Here is an 18304-nt window from a genome sequence, read left to right as displayed (position 1 = left end):
GCGGGGTGTGAAAAAAATTATTGCGAATTGTCGGAAGAAATTTCCGCAGGATAGGTCGTACGCCACAGCTCAAAGCCGCCGTCCAGGCTATAGACATCCGAGAAGCCTTGGCTGATCAGGTAGGCCGCAGCGCTTTGGCTGGAATTACCGTGGTAGCACGCCACGATCACTGGCGCATCGAGGTCGGCGGCGCGGATGAAGTCGGCAATGTTGACGTTGTCCAGGTGCCGGGCGCCGGCGATGTGAGCCGCTGCGTACGTCGGCTGGTCACGGATGTCGACCACCACGGCGCCTTGCTCGCGCAGTGCCTGGGCTTGTTCTGGGGGGATACGTTTGAATTCGCTCATGGCGGGCTCCTAGGGCTTGGCGGCCGGCAGTGTCAAAGAAAGGGGAGATTCGCACCGGCAGCTCAGGCGCTCGCCGGTGTCGACGTTCATCAGGGTCATGGCGCCGCCCCACACGCAGCCGGTGTCGAGGGCGAACACACCGGGCTCATCGCATTTGCCTTCCAGGGCCGCCCAATGGCCGAAGATGATCTTCGTGTCACGGGCCTTGCGCTCCTTGTGGGCAAACCACGGTTTGTAGCCGGGCAGCGCAGTGTCGGTGCCTTCCTTGCTCTTGAGGTCCAGCTTGCCCTCGGCGGTGCAGAAGCGCATGCGCGTGAAATAATTGGTGATTAGCCGCAGGCGCGTGACGCCGGTGAGGTCGTTGTCCCACTTCACCGGCTCGTTGCCGTACATGCCGTCGAGGTAGGCGGTGTACAGGTTGTCATCGGCCAATACGCTTTCGACTTCGGCGGCGCACTTGAGGGCTTTCTTCAGGGTCCACTGGGGCGGGATGCCAGCATGGACCAGGGCCATATTGCGGCCTTCGTCGTAATGCATGATTTTTTGCCGGCGCAGCCAGTCGAGCAGTTCGGCGCGATCCGGTGCTTCAAGGATTTCGCGCAGGGTATCGCCCTTCTTCAGACGCTCGATGTTATTGCCGGCCGCCAGCAGATGCAGGTCGTGGTTACCCAGGACGCATACCAGGGCGTCACGCATGCCATATAGATAGCGCAGGGTCTGCAGGGATTCGGGGCCGCGATTGACCAGGTCACCGACCAACCACAAGCGATCGTTCGCCGGGTCGAAGGCGACCTGCTCAAGCAGGCACTTGAGCGGCGCCAGGCAACCCTGCAGGTCACCGACCGCGTACGTCGCCATCAGTGCAAGGCTCCGGGTACCGCGAGGCGGAAAGGCTTGATCGTGGCGTCGAACAAATGGCCATCGGTGGCTTTCATCTGATACGAGCCCTGCATGGTGCCGACCTTGGAAGTCATCACCGTACCGCTGCTGTAAGTATGGCTTGCGCCGCTGTCGATCAGCGGTTGTTGGCCTACCACGCCTGCACCGCGCACCTCTTCGACCTGACCGTCGCCGTCAGTGATGACCCAGTGGCGTGACAATAGCTTGGCCGGCACCAGCCCGTTGTTTTTCACCGTGACGGTGTAGGCAAAGGCAAAGCGGTTCAATTCAGGTTGCGATTGGTCCGCCAGGAAGCGGGTGACGACGCTGACGTCGATCTGGTAGCGAGGATCGGACATGCAAGAGGCCTTAAAAGCAAAAGCGGAGGACAGCAGATGCGGATCAGTCTAGGCCAAGAGGAGGGCACTAGGCCAGACATGTGTCTAGGTGACGGCCTGCGAGATGACCGGTGCAACGCCGTTCAAAATGTGGGAGGCCCCGCCAAATCATCAACTTGGCGCTGTCGCGCATCAAACTGGGGCTTCTGTGGCGAGCGGGCTTGCCCCGCGTTGGGGTGCGAAGCGCCCCCAATGAAGACGAATGCGGTGTATCAGACATTCCTCTGCGGTTGGTTTTGGGGCTGCTTCGCAGCCCAACGCGGGGCAAGCCCGCTCGCCACAAGAATGCAGTTGTCTGAAATACTTATGCAAGATTCAAGATTTCAGAATGAAATTTTAACCCTTGAAAAATCAATAGGTTATTTTGAGTTTGATAAGAGCGGGCTTGCCCGCGATGGCGGCGTGTCAGTTTGCATAATATGTCGACTGATACACCGCTATCGCGGGCAAGCCCGCTCCCACATGTGTTTATTCCGCTGCTGTGACGGGCTGGATGGCGAGCTGGTTGGCCAGGCGCACGAATGCGGCCAGGTCCAGTTGCTCGGGGCGCAGGCTGCCGTCGACGCCGGCGGCTTCGATCTCGGCGTTGCTCAGCAGCGCCTTGAGCGTGTTGCGCAAGGTTTTGCGGCGTTGGTTGAAGGCTTCACGCACCACACGTTCGAGCAGTTTGTGATCCTTGGCCGGGTGAGGCAGCACGGCGTGAGGCACCAGGCGCACGATAGCCGAGTCGACCTTCGGCGGCGGGTTGAACGCGCCCGGCCCGACGTTGAACAGGTGTTCGACGCGGCAGTGGTACTGGACCATGATCGACAGACGGCCCCAATCACCGCCACCTGGGCCGGCAGCCAGGCGTTCCACCACTTCCTTTTGCAGCATGAAGTGCATATCGCGGATGATCCCGGCGTTGTTCAGCAGGTGGAAAATCAGCGGGGTGGAAATGTTGTACGGCAGGTTACCCACCACCCGCAGGCTGCTAGGCGCTGCGTTGAGGCTGTTGAAGTCGAACTTCAGTGCATCGCCCTGGTGCAGGTTGAAGTTGGGCTTGTCAGCGAATTGCTGGTTGAGGATCGGGATCAGGTCCTTGTCCAGCTCCACCACGTCCAACTGGCCGCCACTGGCCAGCAGGCCTTGGGTCAGGGCGCCCTGGCCCGGGCCGATTTCCAGCAGGCGGTCGGAAGATTTGGCATGGATGGAGCGCAGGATGCGGTCGATTACGCCAGCGTCGTGCAGGAAGTTTTGCCCGAAGCGCTTGCGCGCCCGGTGTTGGTAATGCTCGGTCATATACGGGTCTCGGCCATCTGATAGGCGGTTTCCAGGGCCACGTGCAGGCTGCCGGTGTCGATCTTGCCGCTGCCCGCCAGGTCCAGGGCGGTGCCATGGTCGACGGAGGTACGGATGATCGGCAGGCCCAGTGTCACGTTGACTGCGGCGCCGAAGCCTTTGTATTTAAGCACCGGCAGCCCCTGGTCATGGTACATCGCCAGCACTGCGTCGCAGTGCTCCAGATATTTGGGGGTAAACAGAGTGTCGGCAGGCAATGGGCCGCGCAGGTCCATGCCTTCTTGGCGCAGACGCTCCAGAGTTGGTTCGATGATGTCGATTTCTTCACGGCCCAGGTGTCCGCCTTCACCGGCATGGGGGTTGAGTCCACAGACCAGGATGCGCGGTTGGGCGATGCCGAATTTGTGTTGCAGGTCGGCGTAGAGGATGCGTGTCACGCGCTCTACACGTTCAGCGGTAATGGCCTCGGCAACGTCGCGCAGTGGCAGGTGCGTGGTCACCAATGCAACCCGCAGGCCGCGCGTGGCCAGCATCATGACAACTTGAGCGGTGTTGGTCAGCTCGGCGAGGAATTCGGTATGGCCGGAAAAGGCGATGCCGGATTCATTGATCACGCCCTTGTGCACGGGAGCGGTGATCATGCCGGCGAAGTCGCCGTTGATGCAGCCTTGCCCCGCGCGAGTCAGGGTACGCAGCACGAACGACGCGTTGGCTTTATCCAGTTGCCCGGCAACCACCTTGGCCTGCAGCGGGGTGTCCCACACATACAGGCTGCCGACGGGGGCGGGCAGGTCGGGCCAGCTGCCTGGCGCCACGTTCAGCAGATTGACCGCCACACCCAGCTGCGCGGCCCGCTCAAGGAGCAGGTCGCGGCTGGTAATGGCGATCAGGGGGTGTGGCTGGGCTTGCGAGGCGAGCAGCAGGCACAGGTCTGGACCAATGCCGGCCGGCTCGCCGGGTGTCACCGCGAAACGCTGTGGTTTCACTGAACTGCCTGGTCGGTGCCTGTTTGCTCGGCGCCTGGCAGCTTGTTCTCAACGTAGGCTTCGTCGCGGATCTGACGCAGCCAGGTCTGCAACTCTTCATCGTATTTGCGGTTACGCAGGACGTTCAGCGCTTGTTGCTCGCGGGCCTGGTTGGTGTTGTCGGTGGCACGACGGCCAAGGACTTCCAGCACATGCCAGCCATATTGAGTCTTGAATGGCTTGGACAATACACCTTGCGGGGTCTCGGCCATCACCTGCTGGAATTCCGGCACCAGCGCTTTCGGATCGATCCAGTTCAGGTCGCCGCCGTTGAGGGCCGAACCCGGGTCTTCCGAGAAGCTCTTGGCCAGGGTGGCGAAGTCTTCACCGCTTTCGATGCGGTCATAGATCTTCTGGGCCAATTCCTTGGTTTGGGCTTCGGTGCGGATTTCGCTTGGTTTGACCAGGATGTGACGAACATGCACTTCGTCTTTCAGCGAGGTCTCGCCACCACGACGTTCCAGCAGCTTCAGGATGATGAAACCACCTGGCGTACGTGCTGGTTGGGTGATGCCACCGACTTCCATGGCGCTCAGTTCGCGGTCGAACGGCGGCGGCAATTGAGCGGCTTTACGCCAGCCCATGTCACCGCCTTCGAGGGCGTTGTCGCTGCCGGACTGGGCAATGGCCATCTGGGCGAAGTCGGCACCGGCCTTCAGGCGTTCATAGATAGCCTGGGTCTTGGCCGCGGCGGCATTGAGCTGCTCGGAGTTGGCGCTGTCCGGTGTCGGGATCAGGATGTTGGCCAGGTGCAGCTCTTCGGAAAGCTGCATCTTGCCCAGGTCCGACGCCAGGAAGTTCTTTACTTCCTGCTCGGACACCTGCACCCGCTCGGCCACACGGCGCTGGCGCACACGGCTGATGATCATCTCGCGGCGGATCTGGTCACGGGCGTCCTCATAGGACAACCCATCGTGAGCCAGGGCGGCGCGGAACTGGTCAATGCTCATGTTGTTGCGCTGGGCAATGGTGCCGACAGCCTGGTTCAGTTCTTCGTCCGAAATACGGATGCCGGAGCGATCACCGATCTGCAGTTGCAGGTTCTCGACGATCAGGCGTTCCAGTACCTGTTGGTCCAGGACGCTGGTCGGTGGCACGCCACCGCCACGCTTGGCGATGGTTTGCTGGACTTCCTTGACACGTTGGTCCAGTTGGCTCTGCATGATCACGTCGTTGTCGACGATGGCCACGACCTTATCCAGCTGTTGAACCGCGGCGTGCGCCGATGCGGTGCCCAGGAACAGCGCGCCCAGTACGAGCGGGCGCAGACAATCAGAAAGCTTGGTTTTCACGTTCACGATAACCTTCAATGCCTTTGTCTAGGAAGCTCTCTACCTTGGCGCCGGTCAGGCCGCCGAGTCCTTTGAGGACGATCTGCAGGAAGAGCCCGTGGTCACCCTTTTCGTTAAGCGGGGCGATCTGGCTGTATTCGTCGTTGGAAACCCAGTAACGGTTGATGACGCGCAGTTTCCAGCAGCAGTTGTCGTACTCGAAACCACCGAAGGCTTCCAGGGTACGGTTGCGAGCGTAGTCATACTGCCAGCGGGTGATCAGGTTCCACTGAGGAATGATCGGCCACATCATCGAGAAGTCGTGTTGTTGGATTTTGTAGTAATCCTTCACGTAGTTCGCGTCGCCGGGCTGGCCGTAATCACCACCGAACTGCCATTTGCCGGTCAGCTGGTTGTAGACGACCTGGTCGTTACGATAGCGATAACCGACGTTGATGATCTTGTTCGGGTTGTCTTCCGGCTGGTAGTGAAGCATCGCGCTGCCGGAACGAGGGCTGTGTTCCTCGGTGTCCCAGTTGTAGTCGGCAGTGGCGCGCCAGTCACGGTTGAAGCGGAACTCGTAGTCCAGGGCGACGGGCGAAACGTCGGACTGTGCGTCGGCACGGTCGGCGGCCAGGATGCCCGGCAGTTGAACTTCACGATCCTTGAAATACAGCGCCTGGCCGATCGCCACGCGTTGACGCTCGAAGCCGTTTTCTTCGATCCAGCGGCTGGTCAAGCCCAGGGACAGCTTGTTCTCGTCACCGATCCGGTCGGCACCGCTGAAGCGGTTGTCACGGAACAACGAGGAGTAACTGAACGAATACTCGCTGGTGTCAAAGACCGGGATATCCGCCTGGTCCTTGTTCGGCACGTACAGGTAGAACGCACGCGGCTCAAGGGTCTGGCGATAGTCTTTGCCGAACCAGTTGGTATTGCGATCGAAGTACAGGCCGCTGTCGACGCTGGCCACCGGAACCGCACGGTCCTGGGAGCTTTTGAACGTGCCGCCGGCATACTGGGTCCCCGCTGCCACCGATGCAGCCTGATCAGCAACGATCTGATTCTTGCCGATGTTGTCCAGGTCCAGGTCGTACTTGGTGTACACGTACTTGAGCTTCGGCGTGATGAAGCCGTAGGTCCAGTTCATCGGGTACTCGACGGCTGGGGCTACGTTCAGACGCGTGCCGTTTGCACGGGTCAGGCCACGGACGTAGGTGTCCAGGCGGGCCTCGGTTTCACCGTTTTCATTGGTGAAGTTGCCGTTTTCCAGGTCACGATCAAAGCGCACGGCTTCGGTCTCGTAGCTGAAGTTCAAGCCACCCGGATGGTACGGCAGCTGCCCATTGAAAGTGATCTGCGGCAGACGATCATACGGCGTGATCTGGGAAATCGTCGCCAGCTGGTAAGCCTGCAGGTTCAAGCGAGCCTGGAAAGTATCGCCGCGATACGTCACGGAACCTTGCTGGTTGATGTAGTCGCGGCTCTCGACGCCTTCCTGGTTGGACTTGAGGTCCTGGAAGAAGTAAGGATCGCTGATCGTGGTGTAGTCGACCTGGGTCATTACACGCGAATCGAGCCCGCCTTTGTGTTGCCAATTGAGCATGTAGCGGGTTTTTTCGTAATCGGTCTGCTTCTTCCGCTCGTCGTTGTCATCGTTCAGGTACGCGCCGCCGAACTGGCCTTCGCTGGACTTGGTGAGGTAGCGGAACTCGCCTTCCATCATCATGCCGCGCTTGGTCATGTATTGCGGGTACAACGTGGCGTCATAGTTCGGCGCCAGGTTGAAGTAGTACGGCGTAACCAGGGTGAAGCCGGTTTCGCTGCCGCTGCTGAAGCTCGGTGGCAGGAAGCCGGACTGACGACGGTCGTCGATCGGGAAATAGATGTAAGGGGTGTACAGGATCGGGATGTTCTTGATCCGCAACGTCGCGTTGGTGGCCGTACCGAAACCGGTGGCCGGGTTCAACGTGATGTTGTTGCCCTTGAGCTGCCAGGCGTTGCTGTCTGGCTCGCAGGTGGTGTACGTACCGTCCTTGAGACGGATGATGGCGTTTTCGGCACGCTTGGCGTACAGCGCGTTACCGCGGATACGCGACTTGTGCATGACGTATTCAGCGTTGTCGATCTGCGCGGCGCCGGTATCGAGCTGGACTTCGGCGTGATCGCCCACGATCAGTGCGCCGTTGTCGCGCAAACGGACCTTGCCGTTCAGCTCGCCACGGTTCTCGGCCTGATACAGGCTGGCTTCTTCGGATTCGAGCTGCATGCTGCCCTGGCGCATGACCACGTCACCGGCCAGGGTCGCGACTTGCGATTCCTGCTCGTAACGCGAAGCCTTGGCGCCGATGAAGGTGGGCGCATCGCTCTTGTTCGTCTTGTCGTTCATGCCAGGACGAATCGGCTCGATGTACGCACCACCGCAGTACGGGCCGGTTTCGGCCAACTGCGCGGCGGTCAGCTTGTCGCGCGGTACCCAGTCCAGGTGGCTGTAGTCGGCGCTGCGCGAGCGCAGGCCACGGCCCTTGGAGTCGGTAACCAATGCGGTCTGCGGCACGGCCTCGGCTTTGCCGCCCGCATCGGCTTGCGCCGTGCTGTTGGCGGAGCTGATGGCTGCGCCATCATGCACCGGGCGTGGCGGCAACGGGGCTGCGGCGGTTTTCGGCGCGCAATCCCAGGCACCCGAAGCAGAGACTGAGCAGTCATACTGTTCCGCGGCGACCACGAATGAGGTGGCGAAGGGTTGCAAGGCCAGCAGACTGCCGGTTACCAGCAACGGAAATTTTCTACGAAACGCGGGGGATTTCAATGCCATCTTATTAGTCCGGGCTTCCTGCGTGCCATCTGCCCGCGGTTTGGGCCGCACGCCTCTCGATGGTCTGAAAAAGATGCGTGATAATAAAGCATGCCCCGCTTGACGGCTAGCGCCGTCGGAGACCCTTGTAATGCCCGAGCAAGATCTACGTTTACAACAGCTGGAAGTCTGGCTGGATGAGCAGTTGCCGATTCTTTTCAACGCTCAGGATTGGGGCTCCGTACCCCCGGCTACATTGACCGCGGCCAGCAGCGACGCGAGTTTCAGGCGCTATTTCCGTTGGGAAGGCGGTGGCCGGACACTCGTCGTGATGGACGCTCCACCCCCCCAGGAAAACTGCAAACCTTTCGTCGATATCGCCCATTTGCTGGCGAGGTCAGGCATAAATGTGCCAAAAATTTATGCAGAAGATTTGCCACGAGGCTTTCTTTTGCTCAATGACCTGGGCAGAAAAACCTACCTGGACGTGATTGACGAGCAAAACGCCGATCAATTGTTTGCCGATGCCATCGACGCCTTGCTGGCTTTTCAGCAGCTCCCGATGGACACGCCATTGCCCAGCTATGACGTCGCCTTGCTGCGTCGCGAGCTCGAATTGTTTCCGGAGTGGTACGTTCGCCGGCACTTGGGTGTCGAGCTGGATGCGCAGCAACAAGCGCTTTGGCAGCGTGTCAGCGATCTTTTGATCGACAGCGCCCTGGCGCAGCCCAAAGTGCTGGTGCACCGCGACTACATGCCGCGCAACCTGATGATCAGCGAGCGCAACCCAGGTGTGCTGGATTTCCAGGACGCGGTCTACGGGCCCGTGACCTATGACATCACGTGCCTGTTCAAGGACGCCTTCCTCAGTTGGCCCAAGGCGCGTGTGCGCGAATGGCAGCGCGGGTATTGGGAGCGTGCGGTTCAAGCCGGCATCCCGGTGCAGGCGGACTTCGACGACTTCCTGCGCGCCAGCGACCTGATGGGCGTGCAGCGTCACCTCAAGGTGATCGGTATCTTCGCGCGAATTTGTCACCGCGACGGCAAGCCACGCTACCTGGCTGACGTGCCGCGCTTCTTTGCCTATATAGAAGCGGTGCTGGCCGACCGTGCGGAGTTGCGCGAGCTGGGCGAACTGCTGGCCAGCCTGCGTCAACCCGTCGAGGCAAGTGTATGAAGGCGATGATCCTGGCGGCCGGCAAAGGCGAGCGCATGCGCCCGCTCACCCTGCACACGCCCAAGCCGCTGGTGCAGGCCGGCGGCAAGCGGCTGATCGAGTATCACCTGGAGGCGCTGGCCAAGGCCGGTTTCACCGATATCGTGATCAACCATGCCTGGCTCGGCCAGCAGATCGAAGGCTACCTGGGCGATGGCGCGCAGTTTGGCGTGCGCATCCGCTACTCCCCCGAAGGTGAACCGCTGGAAACCGGTGGGGGGATTTTCCAGGCGCTGGCGTTGCTGGGCGATGAACCCTTTCTGGTCGTCAATGGGGATATCTGGACCGACTACGATTTCACCCGGCTCAAGCAACCACTCAAGGGCCTGGCTCATCTGGTGATGGTCGATAACCCGGCGCATCACCCCACGGGGGGCGACTTCTACCTGGATCACGGTTTGCTTCATGATGCGGCGGCCGGTGCCGATAACCTGACCTTCAGTGGCATTTCAGTGCTCGACCCCAAGCTGTTTGCGGGTTGCAGTGCCGGTGCCTTCAAGCTGGCGCCGCTGTTGCGGGCGGCCATGGCCAAAGGTCTGGTAACGGGGGAACACATGGCGGGACGCTGGATCGATGTCGGCACACTGGAGCGCCTGGCGCAAGTCGAAACCCTGCTGGCAGCGGGGCAGTAAAGTGCTGTGGCCAGGGACGCTGATCGGCGCCGGGGCTGGCTTTGCCATTGCCAGTATTCCGGGGGCTTTGTTGGGTGCATTGCTGGGGCAGGCACTGGACCGTCGCCTGCAACTGCAGAGTTGGGCGCAGTTGCGCGAGCGCCTCGGCGGGCGCCCGGCGTTGCGCAATGACGAACTGCTGTTTGTGCTGCTGGGGCGCCTGGCCAAGAGCAATGGGCGAGTGGTCGATGGACATATCCAGCAGGCGCGCCAGGAAATGCGCTCGCTGGACATGACCGACTCGGCCCAGCGCCGCGCGATTGCCGCCTTCAATCGCGGCAAGTCCGGCTCCGATCGGGTGCGCAGCTACCTGCGTGTGCTCAAGGCTCAGCCCCACGCGGCGGAAGGCGTGTTGCGCGCATGCTGGCGCATGGTCTGGGCGGACGGCAGGGCCGATGACGCCGAGCGTGACCTCATCGACTTATGGGGTAAATGGCTGGGGTGGACGCCGCAACAACTGCAGGCGTTGGCTGCCGACTACACGCCGGAGCGCAAGCCGCTGGTCAATCGCAGCGTTACCTATCAGGACGCGTTGCGCTTGCTGGGCGTGACGGCAACCACCGAGCCGGCGGCTATCAAGCGCGCCTATCGTCGCCTGCTCAGCCGGCATCATCCGGACAAGATCGCCGGCACCGGCGCCAGCCCCGCGCAAGTACGGGATGCCACCGAGCGCACGCGCGAATTGCATAATGCCTATACGTTGATTCGCGAACGGCGGGATTTTCGCTAGCCAGTACTCTTTTGATATGACAACCCATTCAAATGTGGGAGCGGGCTTGCTCGCGAATGCGGTATATCAGTCACAGATGCATCGACTGACCCAGCGCTTTCGCGAGCAAGCCCGCTCCCACAGGGGATTTGCGGTGTTGCTTTAGTCCGAGTTCGCCTGCGGGCTCAACCACCCGCGGACCCTGCGATACAACTGCTCCTGCTCCGCAGCGCTATCGCCGGGCAAGGCTTTCAACGACACTTGCTTGTAACCGTCATTCTTCAAGCGCTTGGCCGCCTGAGCGCGGGCCAGGGCGCTTTTGCGTGTTTGAGCGTCGTCCTGATAGTAGACATCAGCGGTCGGCACCTTCAGGCCCGGTGCCAGTTGCTGTACGTCCGGTTGGCGCGCGGCGGGCGTCTTTGCCGCGACCATGACGAACTTCTGCACTTGGGACGGTTGCTTCTCGCTCAAATAGCGCGCCGCCCACCAGGCGCCAGTGCCGTGCCCGAGCAGCACCACACTGCGCGCGCTCTGGGTCTGGGCGAACGCGACCGCAGCGTCGATGCGGGCAAAGATGCGCGACGCGTCGGTCTTGTCCTGCTCGTCGGCGCCAGGCACCACCGCCGGGTCAGTTCCTTCGGCCTCGGCGCTGGCGGCCTGCTCGATGGGTTTATCGGCGGTGCTGGCTTCCTTGCTGCTGGTGTCGACCGTGGCCTTGGGCGCTTCCATCACGCGCGGCGGCAGGGTATCCACGCTTACATCCGGCAAGGACAGGCTGAGGCTGCCCCAGTTGGCATCCGGCAATTTATGCCGCAACGGGCTGATTGCTTGCGGCCAGTCAGCCGTCTCGCCAGCGCCCGGTACGATAATCACCACGCCTTCGGGCTCGGCGCTGTTGGCTGGCTTCCAGAGGGCGAGGAATGAATCGCTGCCGGCCTGCAATTGTTGCTGTTCCTGTTGCGGGATTTTGCGTTCCAAGGCACTGGCTTCTTCCTGGCTGCGCTCGGGCAAGGGTTGGCGCTCGACAGGTTTTTCGGCTTCAGGTGCGGGTGCGTCAGCAGCCTGTACAGAAAAGGCACTGGTAAAAAGCAGCGACAGGCACAATGCTGGCAGTGCTGAACGGTGGAGAAAGGGCATCGTTAATTCCCGGCCAGAAATGATTCCAGCAGCCTAATGGGTTGGTCAGTATTTGTCAGTGATGTGAGACGTGGATCATGGGTTTTCGCTGTCTGCTGGTTATCGGCTGTTTGTGCCTTGCCTTGATGGCAAATGCCGCCCCCGCGCCCGCCGCGCCCCAGGCGCAGCTCAATGCGCAGCAACGCGATTGGCTGGCCCGGCACCCCGAGCTTCGGGTGGGCCTGGTATTGCAGGCGCCCTACGCGCAGTACGATCGGCGTTTGCAGCGCCTGTCCGGGGCCAATGTCGAGTTGATGCAAGGGTTGGCCAAGGCGCTGAGCATCGAGCTGATCTGGCGCAACTTCCCCAATCAGGAACAACTGGAAGCTGCCGTGCGCGAGGGCGAGGTGGATATCGCCCCCGGCCTGCAACAGACCCCGGCTAGCCTGCGCCTGTGGTCGTTCACCGACCCTTACATGCGCGTGCCGCAGCTTATCGTCGGTACCCGCGAGGGCGGCGGCGCCGTGGAGCTGGATAAGCTCGATGAGCAATCGCGCGTCGCTGTGCGCATGCCCAGCGCCGTGGCCGATTACCTGCGCAGCACCTATCCCGGTCTCAACCTGCAAGGTGTGCCGATAGAGCGTCAGGCCCTGCAATTGCTGGTGAGCCAGCAGGCGCGGTACGCCGTGGTGGATGAAGCGCAATTGAGCCGCTTGTCTGGCGAAGCTGAATTTGCCGGGCTGGCGGTGGTGGGTGATGTCGGCCTGCCGCAATTGCTTCGGGTGGCGACGCGGCGCGAATGGCCGGAACTGGCCAGCATCATGGAAAGTGCCTTGCGCGCCATCCCGGCCCGCGATCTGGACCAACTGCACAACCGCTGGTTGCAACCCAAATACCCGCACCTGACGCAGTCCCCTGGCCTGTGGCAAAACCTCAGCCTGTTGCTGGGCCTGTTGCTGCTGGCCAGCCTGGCCGTCGTGTTCTGGCAGCGCCGCCAGCAGCGGGTGCTGGAGCACGGCCTGCTGGCCGCGCGTGAAGAAAGCGCGGCCCGCGCCGCCGGGGCCGAAGCGCTGCGGTTGACGCAGTTTTCCATCGACCAAAGCACTGTCGGCATCCTCTGGGTCAACTGGGACAGCCATGTGCGCTACGCCAATCGTGCGGCTGAAAGCATGCTTGGCTACGCGCCCGGTGCGCTGATCGAACGGCCCTTGGTCGACCTTGACCCAAGCCTGGACATGGACCGTTGGCTCAACCTGTGGAAACGCGCGCGAGCCAGCGAAGACGGCCCGCAGAACTTCGCCACCGATTGTCGGCGTGCCGATGGCAGCATCCTGCCGACCAATGTGTCCTTGAGCTTCCTGCGCTTTGCCGAGGCCGAATACCTGGTGGTCTACCTCAATGACGTAACGGAGTTGCGCCGCACCCTGGCGGCCTTGCTGCAAAGTGAGGCGCAACTGCGCGAATTGTCCGCCCACCTGGAAACTGTGCGCGAAGAAGAAACGGCGCGCATCGCCCGTGAGGTGCACGACGAACTGGGGCAGATGCTCACGGTGCTCAAGCTTGAGACCTCGATGTGCGAGCTGGCCTATGCGCAACTCGACCCCGGTCTGCATGAACGCTTGAACAGCATGAAGCGCTTGATCGCCCAGCTTTTCCAATTGGTGCGGGACGTGGCGACAGCGCTGCGCCCGCCAATTCTTGACGCCGGAATCGCCTCGGCCATCGAGTGGCAGGCCCGGCGCTTCGAAGCGCGCACGCACATTCCGTGCCTGGTGCAGGTTCCGGATAACCTGCCGGCCTTGAGCGATGCCAAGGCCATTGGCCTGTTCCGGATTCTGCAGGAGGCGCTGACCAATGTGATGCGTCATGCCCAGGCGCATACTGTGGAACTGACCCTTGCCGTGGAGGGCACGAACCTGCGGCTGACCATCAGCGACGATGGCGCAGGGTTTGTGCCGGCCCAGGGCCGTCCGGTGTCGTTCGGCCTGGTGGGCATGCGCGAGCGGGTGTTGATCATGGGCGGGCAGTTGAGCCTGGACAGCGAGTTGGGGGAGGGCACCACCCTGAGTGTCACGGTGCCATTGGATGCATAACACCAAGAGGAAGTCCCTGTGATCCGCGTACTGGTAGCCGAAGACCACACCATCGTTCGTGAAGGCATCAAGCAATTGATCGGCCTGGCCAAAGACCTGTTGGTGGTCGGCGAAGCGAGCAATGGCGAGCAACTGTTGGAGACCCTGCGCCACGTGCCCTGCGAAGTGGTGTTGCTGGATATCTCGATGCCCGGCGTCAACGGCCTTGAAGCCATCGCGCGGATCCGTGCACTGAGCCACCCGCCGGCGATCCTGGTGCTGTCCATGCACGACGAAGCGCAAATGGCGGCCCGCGCCTTAAAGGTCGGCGCCGCCGGTTACGCCACCAAGGACAGCGATCCGGCGCTGTTGCTGACGGCGATTCGCAAGGTCGCGGCGGGCGGGCGCTATATCGACCCTGACCTGGCCGACCGGATGGTCTTCGAAGTCGGCCTCACCGATGCCCGGCCGTTGCATTCATTGCTCTCGGAGCGCGAGTTCTCGGTGTTCGAGCGCCTGGCCCAAGGCGCCAATGTCAACGACATCGCCCAGCAACTGGCGTTGAGCAGCAAGACCATCAGCACCCACAAGGCGCGGCTGATGCAAAAGCTGCATATCACTTCCCTGGCTGAACTGGTGAAGTACGCCATGGAGCACAAACTTCTCTAGCGACATACCTGATAACGACACACCAGAATCACTGCCGCGCTCATTCCTGCCGCTTGCAGCTCGCTGCTTGTGGCTGCCCTGTTCCATCCCCGCCATCCGTGTAGGGCGATCCCTACCCCGAACCTTCCATCCGGCTGATGCCATTCTCTCCTGGCCCCCGATTTCCGGGGGCTCCGGCGTGGATTACGCTTGTGCCACAGCAGTCCAAAACACAAAGGTGCGGGTATGAGCGAGGTGGATTCAAATGATGTGCTGGTCAGCTTTCGTGGCGTGCAAAAGAGCTACGACGGCGAGAACCTGATCGTCAAAGACCTCAACCTGGAGATTCGCAAGGGCGAGTTCCTGACCCTGCTCGGGCCTTCCGGTTCGGGCAAGACCACCAGCCTGATGATGCTCGCCGGCTTCGAGACGCCGACCGCCGGGGAAATCCAGCTGGCCGGGCGCTCGATCAACAACGTGCCGCCGCATAAACGCGACATCGGCATGGTGTTCCAGAACTACGCCTTGTTTCCGCACATGACCGTCGCCGAGAACCTGGCGTTCCCGCTCTCGGTACGCGGTTTGAGCAAGACCGATATCAGCGAGCGGGTCAAACGCGTGCTGAGCATGGTGCAGCTCGACGCCTTCGCCCAGCGCTACCCGGCGCAACTCTCCGGCGGCCAGCAACAGCGCGTGGCCCTGGCACGGGCGTTGGTGTTCGAACCGCAGCTGGTACTGATGGACGAGCCCCTTGGCGCCCTCGACAAGCAACTGCGCGAGCACATGCAGATGGAGATCAAGCACCTGCACCAGCGCCTCGGCGTGACGGTGGTGTACGTGACCCACGACCAGGGCGAAGCGCTGACCATGTCCGACCGCGTGGCGGTGTTCCACCAGGGCGAGATTCAGCAGATCGCCGCACCGCGCACTTTGTACGAAGAGCCGAAAAACACCTTTGTCGCCAACTTTATCGGCGAGAACAACCGTCTCAATGGCCGCCTGCACAGCCACACCGGCGAGCGCTGCGTGGTGGAGTTGGCGCGCGGCGAGAAGGTCGAGGCGCTGGCGGTGAACGTCGGCCAGGTCGGCGGCCCGGTGACCCTGTCGGTGCGCCCGGAACGCGTCAGCCTGAATGGTTCGAGCGAAGCGTGCGTCAACCGGTTTTCGGGGCGTGTGGCGGAGTTCATCTACCTGGGCGACCACGTGCGCGTACGCCTGGAAGTCTGCGGCAAGGCCGATTTTTTTGTGAAACAACCGATTGCCGAGCTGGATCCAGCCCTGGCGGTCGGCGACGTGGTACCGATTGGCTGGCAAGTCGAGCACGTTCGCGCACTCGACCCACTTCTAGAGGCGAATTGATCGCCCCCCTGGCTTCACCAACCCTGCACGTGGAGAGCACAACAATGTTGAGATCCCTTAAGTATTCGGCGCTGGCTATCGGTTTGATCGGCGCGGCCCAGGCCATGGCCGGCCCGGACCTGACGGTCGTGTCCTTTGGCGGCGCGAACAAGGCAGCCCAGGTCAAAGCTTTCTATGCACCCTGGGAAAGCTCGGGTAACGGCAAGATCGTCGCCGGCGAGTACAACGGTGAAATGGCCAAGGTGAAAGCCATGGTCGACACCAAGAGCGTGTCCTGGGACCTGGTGGAAGTGGAATCGCCGGAATTGTCCCGTGGCTGTGACGAAGACATGTTCGAGCCGCTGGACCCGAAACTGTTCGGCAACAGCGCCGACTATGTGAAGGGCGCGATCCAGCCATGCGGCGTGGGCTTCTTTGTGTGGTCGACGGTGCTGGCCTACAACGCCGACAAACTCACCAGTGCGCCGACCAGTTGGGCGGATTTCTGGGACACCAAGAAATTTCCGGGCAAGCGTGGCCTGCGTAAAGGCGCCAAGTACACCCTGGAATTCGCTTTGATGGCCGACGGCGTAGCGCCGAAGGACGTCTACAAAGTGCTGGCCGGCAAGGATGGCCAGGACCGTGCGTTCAAGAAACTCGACGAACTCAAACCGTCGATCCAGTGGTGGGAAGCCGGTGCACAGCCGCCGCAGTACCTCGCCTCGGGTGACGTGGTGATGAGCTCGGCCTACAACGGCCGGATCGCCGCCGTGCAGAAAGAAAGCAACCTGAAAGTGGTGTGGAACGGCGGTATCTACGATTTTGACGCCTGGGCCATTCCCAAGGGCCTGGCCAAGGACCGTGCTGAAGCGGCGAAGAAGTTCATTGCCTTCTCGGTGCAGCCGCAGCAGCAGAAGACCTACTCGGAAAACATCGCCTACGGCCCGGCCAACACCCAAGCCGTGCCGCTGCTGGCCAAGGACATCCTCAAGGACATGCCGACCACCCCGGAAAACATCGCCAACCAGGTGCAGATCGACGTGAGCTTCTGGGCGGACAACGGTGAGCAGTTGGAGCAGCGCTTCAACTCTTGGGCTGCCAAGTAACCGGGAGCGCCGCTAAACATCTGTGGGAACCGGTAACTGTGGGAGCGGGCTTGCTCGCGAAAGCGGTGGACCAGTCTGCTTAAGTATTGACTGTCATACCGCATTCGCGAGCAAGCCCGCTCCCACAAAAAGCCCGCCTCACATGAGATCTGCTGTGTCGAGCAAATTGCATTTATTTTTATATCCGGAGCTTGCCATGGCCATCGCCATTCCCACCCTCAAACAGCGCCTGGCGCGTGCCGAACGGCTTAATCGCTGGAAGGCCCAGGCCTTGATCGCGCCGCTGGTGCTGTTTTTGCTGCTGGTGTTCCTGGTGCCGATCGTTGCGCTGCTGTTCAAGAGTGTCGGCAACCCGGAGGTGGCGGCCGGTTTGCCGCGTACCGTCGTGGCCGTAACGGCCTGGGATGGTCGCGGCTTGCCGGGCGAGCCGGTGTACCAGGCACTCACCGAAGACTTGGGCGAAGCGCGCAAAAACCAGACGCTGGGTGATCTGTCCAAGCGCTTGAACATGGAACTGGCCGGCTATCGCAGCCTGTTGACCAAAACCGCGCGGGCGCTGCCATTCAGTGAAGTGCCCGCCTCATATAAAGAAGCGCTGGAAAACCTCGACGAACGCTGGGGCGATCCGGCGTACTGGCAGGCGATCCGGCGCAACACCAGCAGCGTGACACCGTTCTACCTGCTTGCGGCCGTCGATCACCGCATCGACGACCTCGGCGAGGTCGCACCGGCCACGCCGGATCAGGCGATTTACCTGGACATCTTCGCCCGCACCTTTTGGATGGGCCTGGTGATCACGGCGATCTGCCTGCTGCTGGCCTATCCCCTAGCGTACCTGCTGGCCAACCTGCCGGCGCGTAAAAGCAACTTGCTGATGATCCTGGTGTTGTTGCCGTTCTGGACGTCGATCCTGGTACGGGTGGCGGCGTGGATCGTGTTGCTGCAGTCCGGTGGGCTGATCAACAGCGCGCTGATGGGCTTAGGGCTGATCGATACACCGCTGGAACTGGTGTTCAACCGCACCGGGGTCTACATCTCCATGGTGCACATCCTGTTGCCGTTCATGATTCTGCCGATCTACAGCGTGATGAAGGGCATCTCGCCCACTTACATGCGCGCTGCGATTTCCCTGGGCTGTCATCCGTTCGTCAGTTTCTGGCGCGTGTACTTCCCGCAGACCTACGCCGGCGTGGGCGCCGGTTGCCTGTTGGTGTTCATCCTGGCGATTGGTTACTACATCACCCCGGCATTGCTGGGCAGCCCGAACGACCAGATGGTCAGTTACTTCGTGGCGTTCTACACCAACACCAGCATCAACTGGGGCATGGCAACGGCGTTGGGCGGCTTGCTGCTGCTGGCGACCGTGGTGCTGTACCTGATCTACAACCGGCTGGTAGGCGCCAGTCGCCTGCGCCTGAGCTAAGGAGACCTAG

The 18304-nt window shown here is 61.6% G+C and carries 16 protein-coding genes; 8 read left to right on the top strand and 8 right to left on the bottom strand.

Annotated elements, in window-relative coordinates:
• Positions 1-17: 17 nt before the first annotated feature.
• The 7 genes from glpE to H0Z09_RS23175 all read right to left on the bottom strand — a co-directional run bounded on the left by glpE (position 18) and on the right by H0Z09_RS23175 (position 8016).
• Entirely contained in the window at positions 18-347 is a 330-nt protein-coding gene (gene glpE, locus H0Z09_RS23205; protein WP_186693793.1) for a thiosulfate sulfurtransferase GlpE, read from the bottom strand.
• A gap of 9 nt (positions 348-356) precedes the next feature.
• Positions 357-1205, bottom strand: coding sequence for a symmetrical bis(5'-nucleosyl)-tetraphosphatase (locus tag H0Z09_RS23200; protein WP_186693791.1), 849 nt, complete (start codon positions 1203-1205; stop codon positions 357-359).
• Positions 1205-1585 carry a Co2+/Mg2+ efflux protein ApaG gene (gene apaG, locus H0Z09_RS23195; protein WP_186693789.1) on the bottom strand — a complete coding sequence of 127 codons (381 nt, stop codon included), beginning with the start codon at positions 1583-1585 and terminating at the stop codon, positions 1205-1207. Before apaG ends, H0Z09_RS23200 begins: the two co-directional genes overlap by 1 nt.
• 507 nt (positions 1586-2092) lie before the next feature.
• Entirely contained in the window at positions 2093-2905 is an 813-nt protein-coding gene (gene rsmA, locus H0Z09_RS23190; protein ID WP_186693787.1) for a 16S rRNA (adenine(1518)-N(6)/adenine(1519)-N(6))-dimethyltransferase RsmA, read from the bottom strand.
• Positions 2902-3891, bottom strand: a complete 990-nt coding sequence (gene pdxA / locus H0Z09_RS23185) for a 4-hydroxythreonine-4-phosphate dehydrogenase PdxA (protein ID WP_186693785.1) — start codon at positions 3889-3891, stop codon at positions 2902-2904. Before pdxA ends, rsmA begins: the two co-directional genes overlap by 4 nt.
• Entirely contained in the window at positions 3888-5228 is a 1341-nt protein-coding gene (locus H0Z09_RS23180; protein WP_186693783.1) for a peptidylprolyl isomerase, read from the bottom strand. The genes pdxA and H0Z09_RS23180 overlap by 4 nt, the downstream gene beginning before the upstream one ends.
• A complete protein-coding gene (locus H0Z09_RS23175) occupies positions 5203-8016 on the bottom strand; it encodes an LPS-assembly protein LptD (RefSeq protein ID WP_186693780.1) in 2814 nt (937 codons plus the stop codon). Before H0Z09_RS23175 ends, H0Z09_RS23180 begins: the two co-directional genes overlap by 26 nt.
• Before the next feature lie 130 nt (positions 8017-8146).
• Between H0Z09_RS23175 and H0Z09_RS23170 the strand changes: the two genes are divergently transcribed.
• From H0Z09_RS23170 to H0Z09_RS23160, 3 genes are read left to right on the top strand one after another with little or no spacing between them, the layout of a single operon-like run.
• Entirely contained in the window at positions 8147-9172 is a 1026-nt protein-coding gene (locus tag H0Z09_RS23170; protein ID WP_186693778.1) for a phosphotransferase, read from the top strand.
• Positions 9169-9843, top strand: a complete 675-nt coding sequence (gene murU / locus H0Z09_RS23165; RefSeq protein ID WP_186693776.1) for an N-acetylmuramate alpha-1-phosphate uridylyltransferase MurU — start codon at positions 9169-9171, stop codon at positions 9841-9843. Before H0Z09_RS23170 ends, murU begins: the two co-directional genes overlap by 4 nt.
• Position 9844: 1 nt before the next feature.
• Complete coding sequence (locus tag H0Z09_RS23160; RefSeq protein ID WP_076953315.1) at positions 9845-10612, top strand: TerB family tellurite resistance protein; 768 nt, start codon at positions 9845-9847, stop codon at positions 10610-10612.
• A 141-nt stretch (positions 10613-10753) separates the two neighbouring features.
• Here H0Z09_RS23160 and H0Z09_RS23155 read toward each other — a convergent pair whose 3' ends face one another.
• Positions 10754-11728: an alpha/beta hydrolase family protein gene (locus H0Z09_RS23155; protein ID WP_186693774.1), complete on the bottom strand. Its 975-nt coding sequence runs from the start codon at positions 11726-11728 to the stop codon at positions 10754-10756.
• Between the two features lie 77 nt (positions 11729-11805).
• Between H0Z09_RS23155 and H0Z09_RS23150 the strand changes: the two genes are divergently transcribed.
• From H0Z09_RS23150 to H0Z09_RS23130, 5 genes are all read left to right on the top strand, one after another.
• A complete protein-coding gene (locus tag H0Z09_RS23150; protein ID WP_186693771.1) occupies positions 11806-13800 on the top strand; it encodes a transporter substrate-binding domain-containing protein in 1995 nt (664 codons plus the stop codon).
• 18 nt (positions 13801-13818) lie between these two features.
• A complete protein-coding gene (locus tag H0Z09_RS23145) occupies positions 13819-14448 on the top strand; it encodes a response regulator transcription factor (protein ID WP_076953320.1) in 630 nt (209 codons plus the stop codon).
• Between the two features lie 225 nt (positions 14449-14673).
• Positions 14674-15786 carry an ABC transporter ATP-binding protein gene (locus H0Z09_RS23140; protein WP_076953322.1) on the top strand — a complete coding sequence of 371 codons (1113 nt, stop codon included), beginning with the start codon at positions 14674-14676 and terminating at the stop codon, positions 15784-15786.
• 44 nt (positions 15787-15830) lie between these two features.
• Positions 15831-16871 carry an ABC transporter substrate-binding protein gene (locus H0Z09_RS23135; protein WP_186693769.1) on the top strand — a complete coding sequence of 347 codons (1041 nt, stop codon included), beginning with the start codon at positions 15831-15833 and terminating at the stop codon, positions 16869-16871.
• Between the two features lie 196 nt (positions 16872-17067).
• Complete coding sequence (locus H0Z09_RS23130; RefSeq protein ID WP_186693767.1) at positions 17068-18294, top strand: ABC transporter permease; 1227 nt, start codon at positions 17068-17070, stop codon at positions 18292-18294.
• The last annotated feature ends 10 nt before the right edge of the window (positions 18295-18304 follow it).

This window comes from Pseudomonas sp. SWRI18 (assembly GCF_014268345.1).
Taxonomy (GTDB): Bacteria; Pseudomonadota; Gammaproteobacteria; order Pseudomonadales; family Pseudomonadaceae; genus Aquipseudomonas; species Aquipseudomonas cedrina.
The sequence above is the reverse complement of the archived record's forward strand: the minus strand, read 5'-3'. Positions and strand labels throughout refer to the sequence as shown.

Bases quoted from the DNA above. Each gene is read 5' to 3' on its own strand.
- H0Z09_RS23130 (WP_186693767.1), top strand. From the start codon at position 17,068: ATGGCCATCGCCATTCCCACCCTCAAACAGCGCCTGGCGCGTGCCGAA.
- H0Z09_RS23200 (WP_186693791.1), bottom strand. From the start codon at position 1,205: ATGGCGACGTACGCGGTCGGTGACCTGCAGGGTTGCCTGGCGCCGCTC.
- H0Z09_RS23150 (WP_186693771.1), top strand. From the start codon at position 11,806: ATGGGTTTTCGCTGTCTGCTGGTTATCGGCTGTTTGTGCCTTGCCTTG.
- glpE (WP_186693793.1), bottom strand. From the start codon at position 347: ATGAGCGAATTCAAACGTATCCCCCCAGAACAAGCCCAGGCACTGCGC.
- H0Z09_RS23155 (WP_186693774.1), bottom strand. From the start codon at position 11,728: ATGCCCTTTCTCCACCGTTCAGCACTGCCAGCATTGTGCCTGTCGCTG.
- rsmA (WP_186693787.1), bottom strand. From the start codon at position 2,905: ATGACCGAGCATTACCAACACCGGGCGCGCAAGCGCTTCGGGCAAAAC.
- H0Z09_RS23140 (WP_076953322.1), top strand. From the start codon at position 14,674: ATGAGCGAGGTGGATTCAAATGATGTGCTGGTCAGCTTTCGTGGCGTG.
- murU (WP_186693776.1), top strand. From the start codon at position 9,169: ATGAAGGCGATGATCCTGGCGGCCGGCAAAGGCGAGCGCATGCGCCCG.
- H0Z09_RS23170 (WP_186693778.1), top strand. From the start codon at position 8,147: ATGCCCGAGCAAGATCTACGTTTACAACAGCTGGAAGTCTGGCTGGAT.
- H0Z09_RS23135 (WP_186693769.1), top strand. From the start codon at position 15,831: ATGTTGAGATCCCTTAAGTATTCGGCGCTGGCTATCGGTTTGATCGGC.
- apaG (WP_186693789.1), bottom strand. From the start codon at position 1,585: ATGTCCGATCCTCGCTACCAGATCGACGTCAGCGTCGTCACCCGCTTC.
- H0Z09_RS23175 (WP_186693780.1), bottom strand. From the start codon at position 8,016: ATGGCATTGAAATCCCCCGCGTTTCGTAGAAAATTTCCGTTGCTGGTA.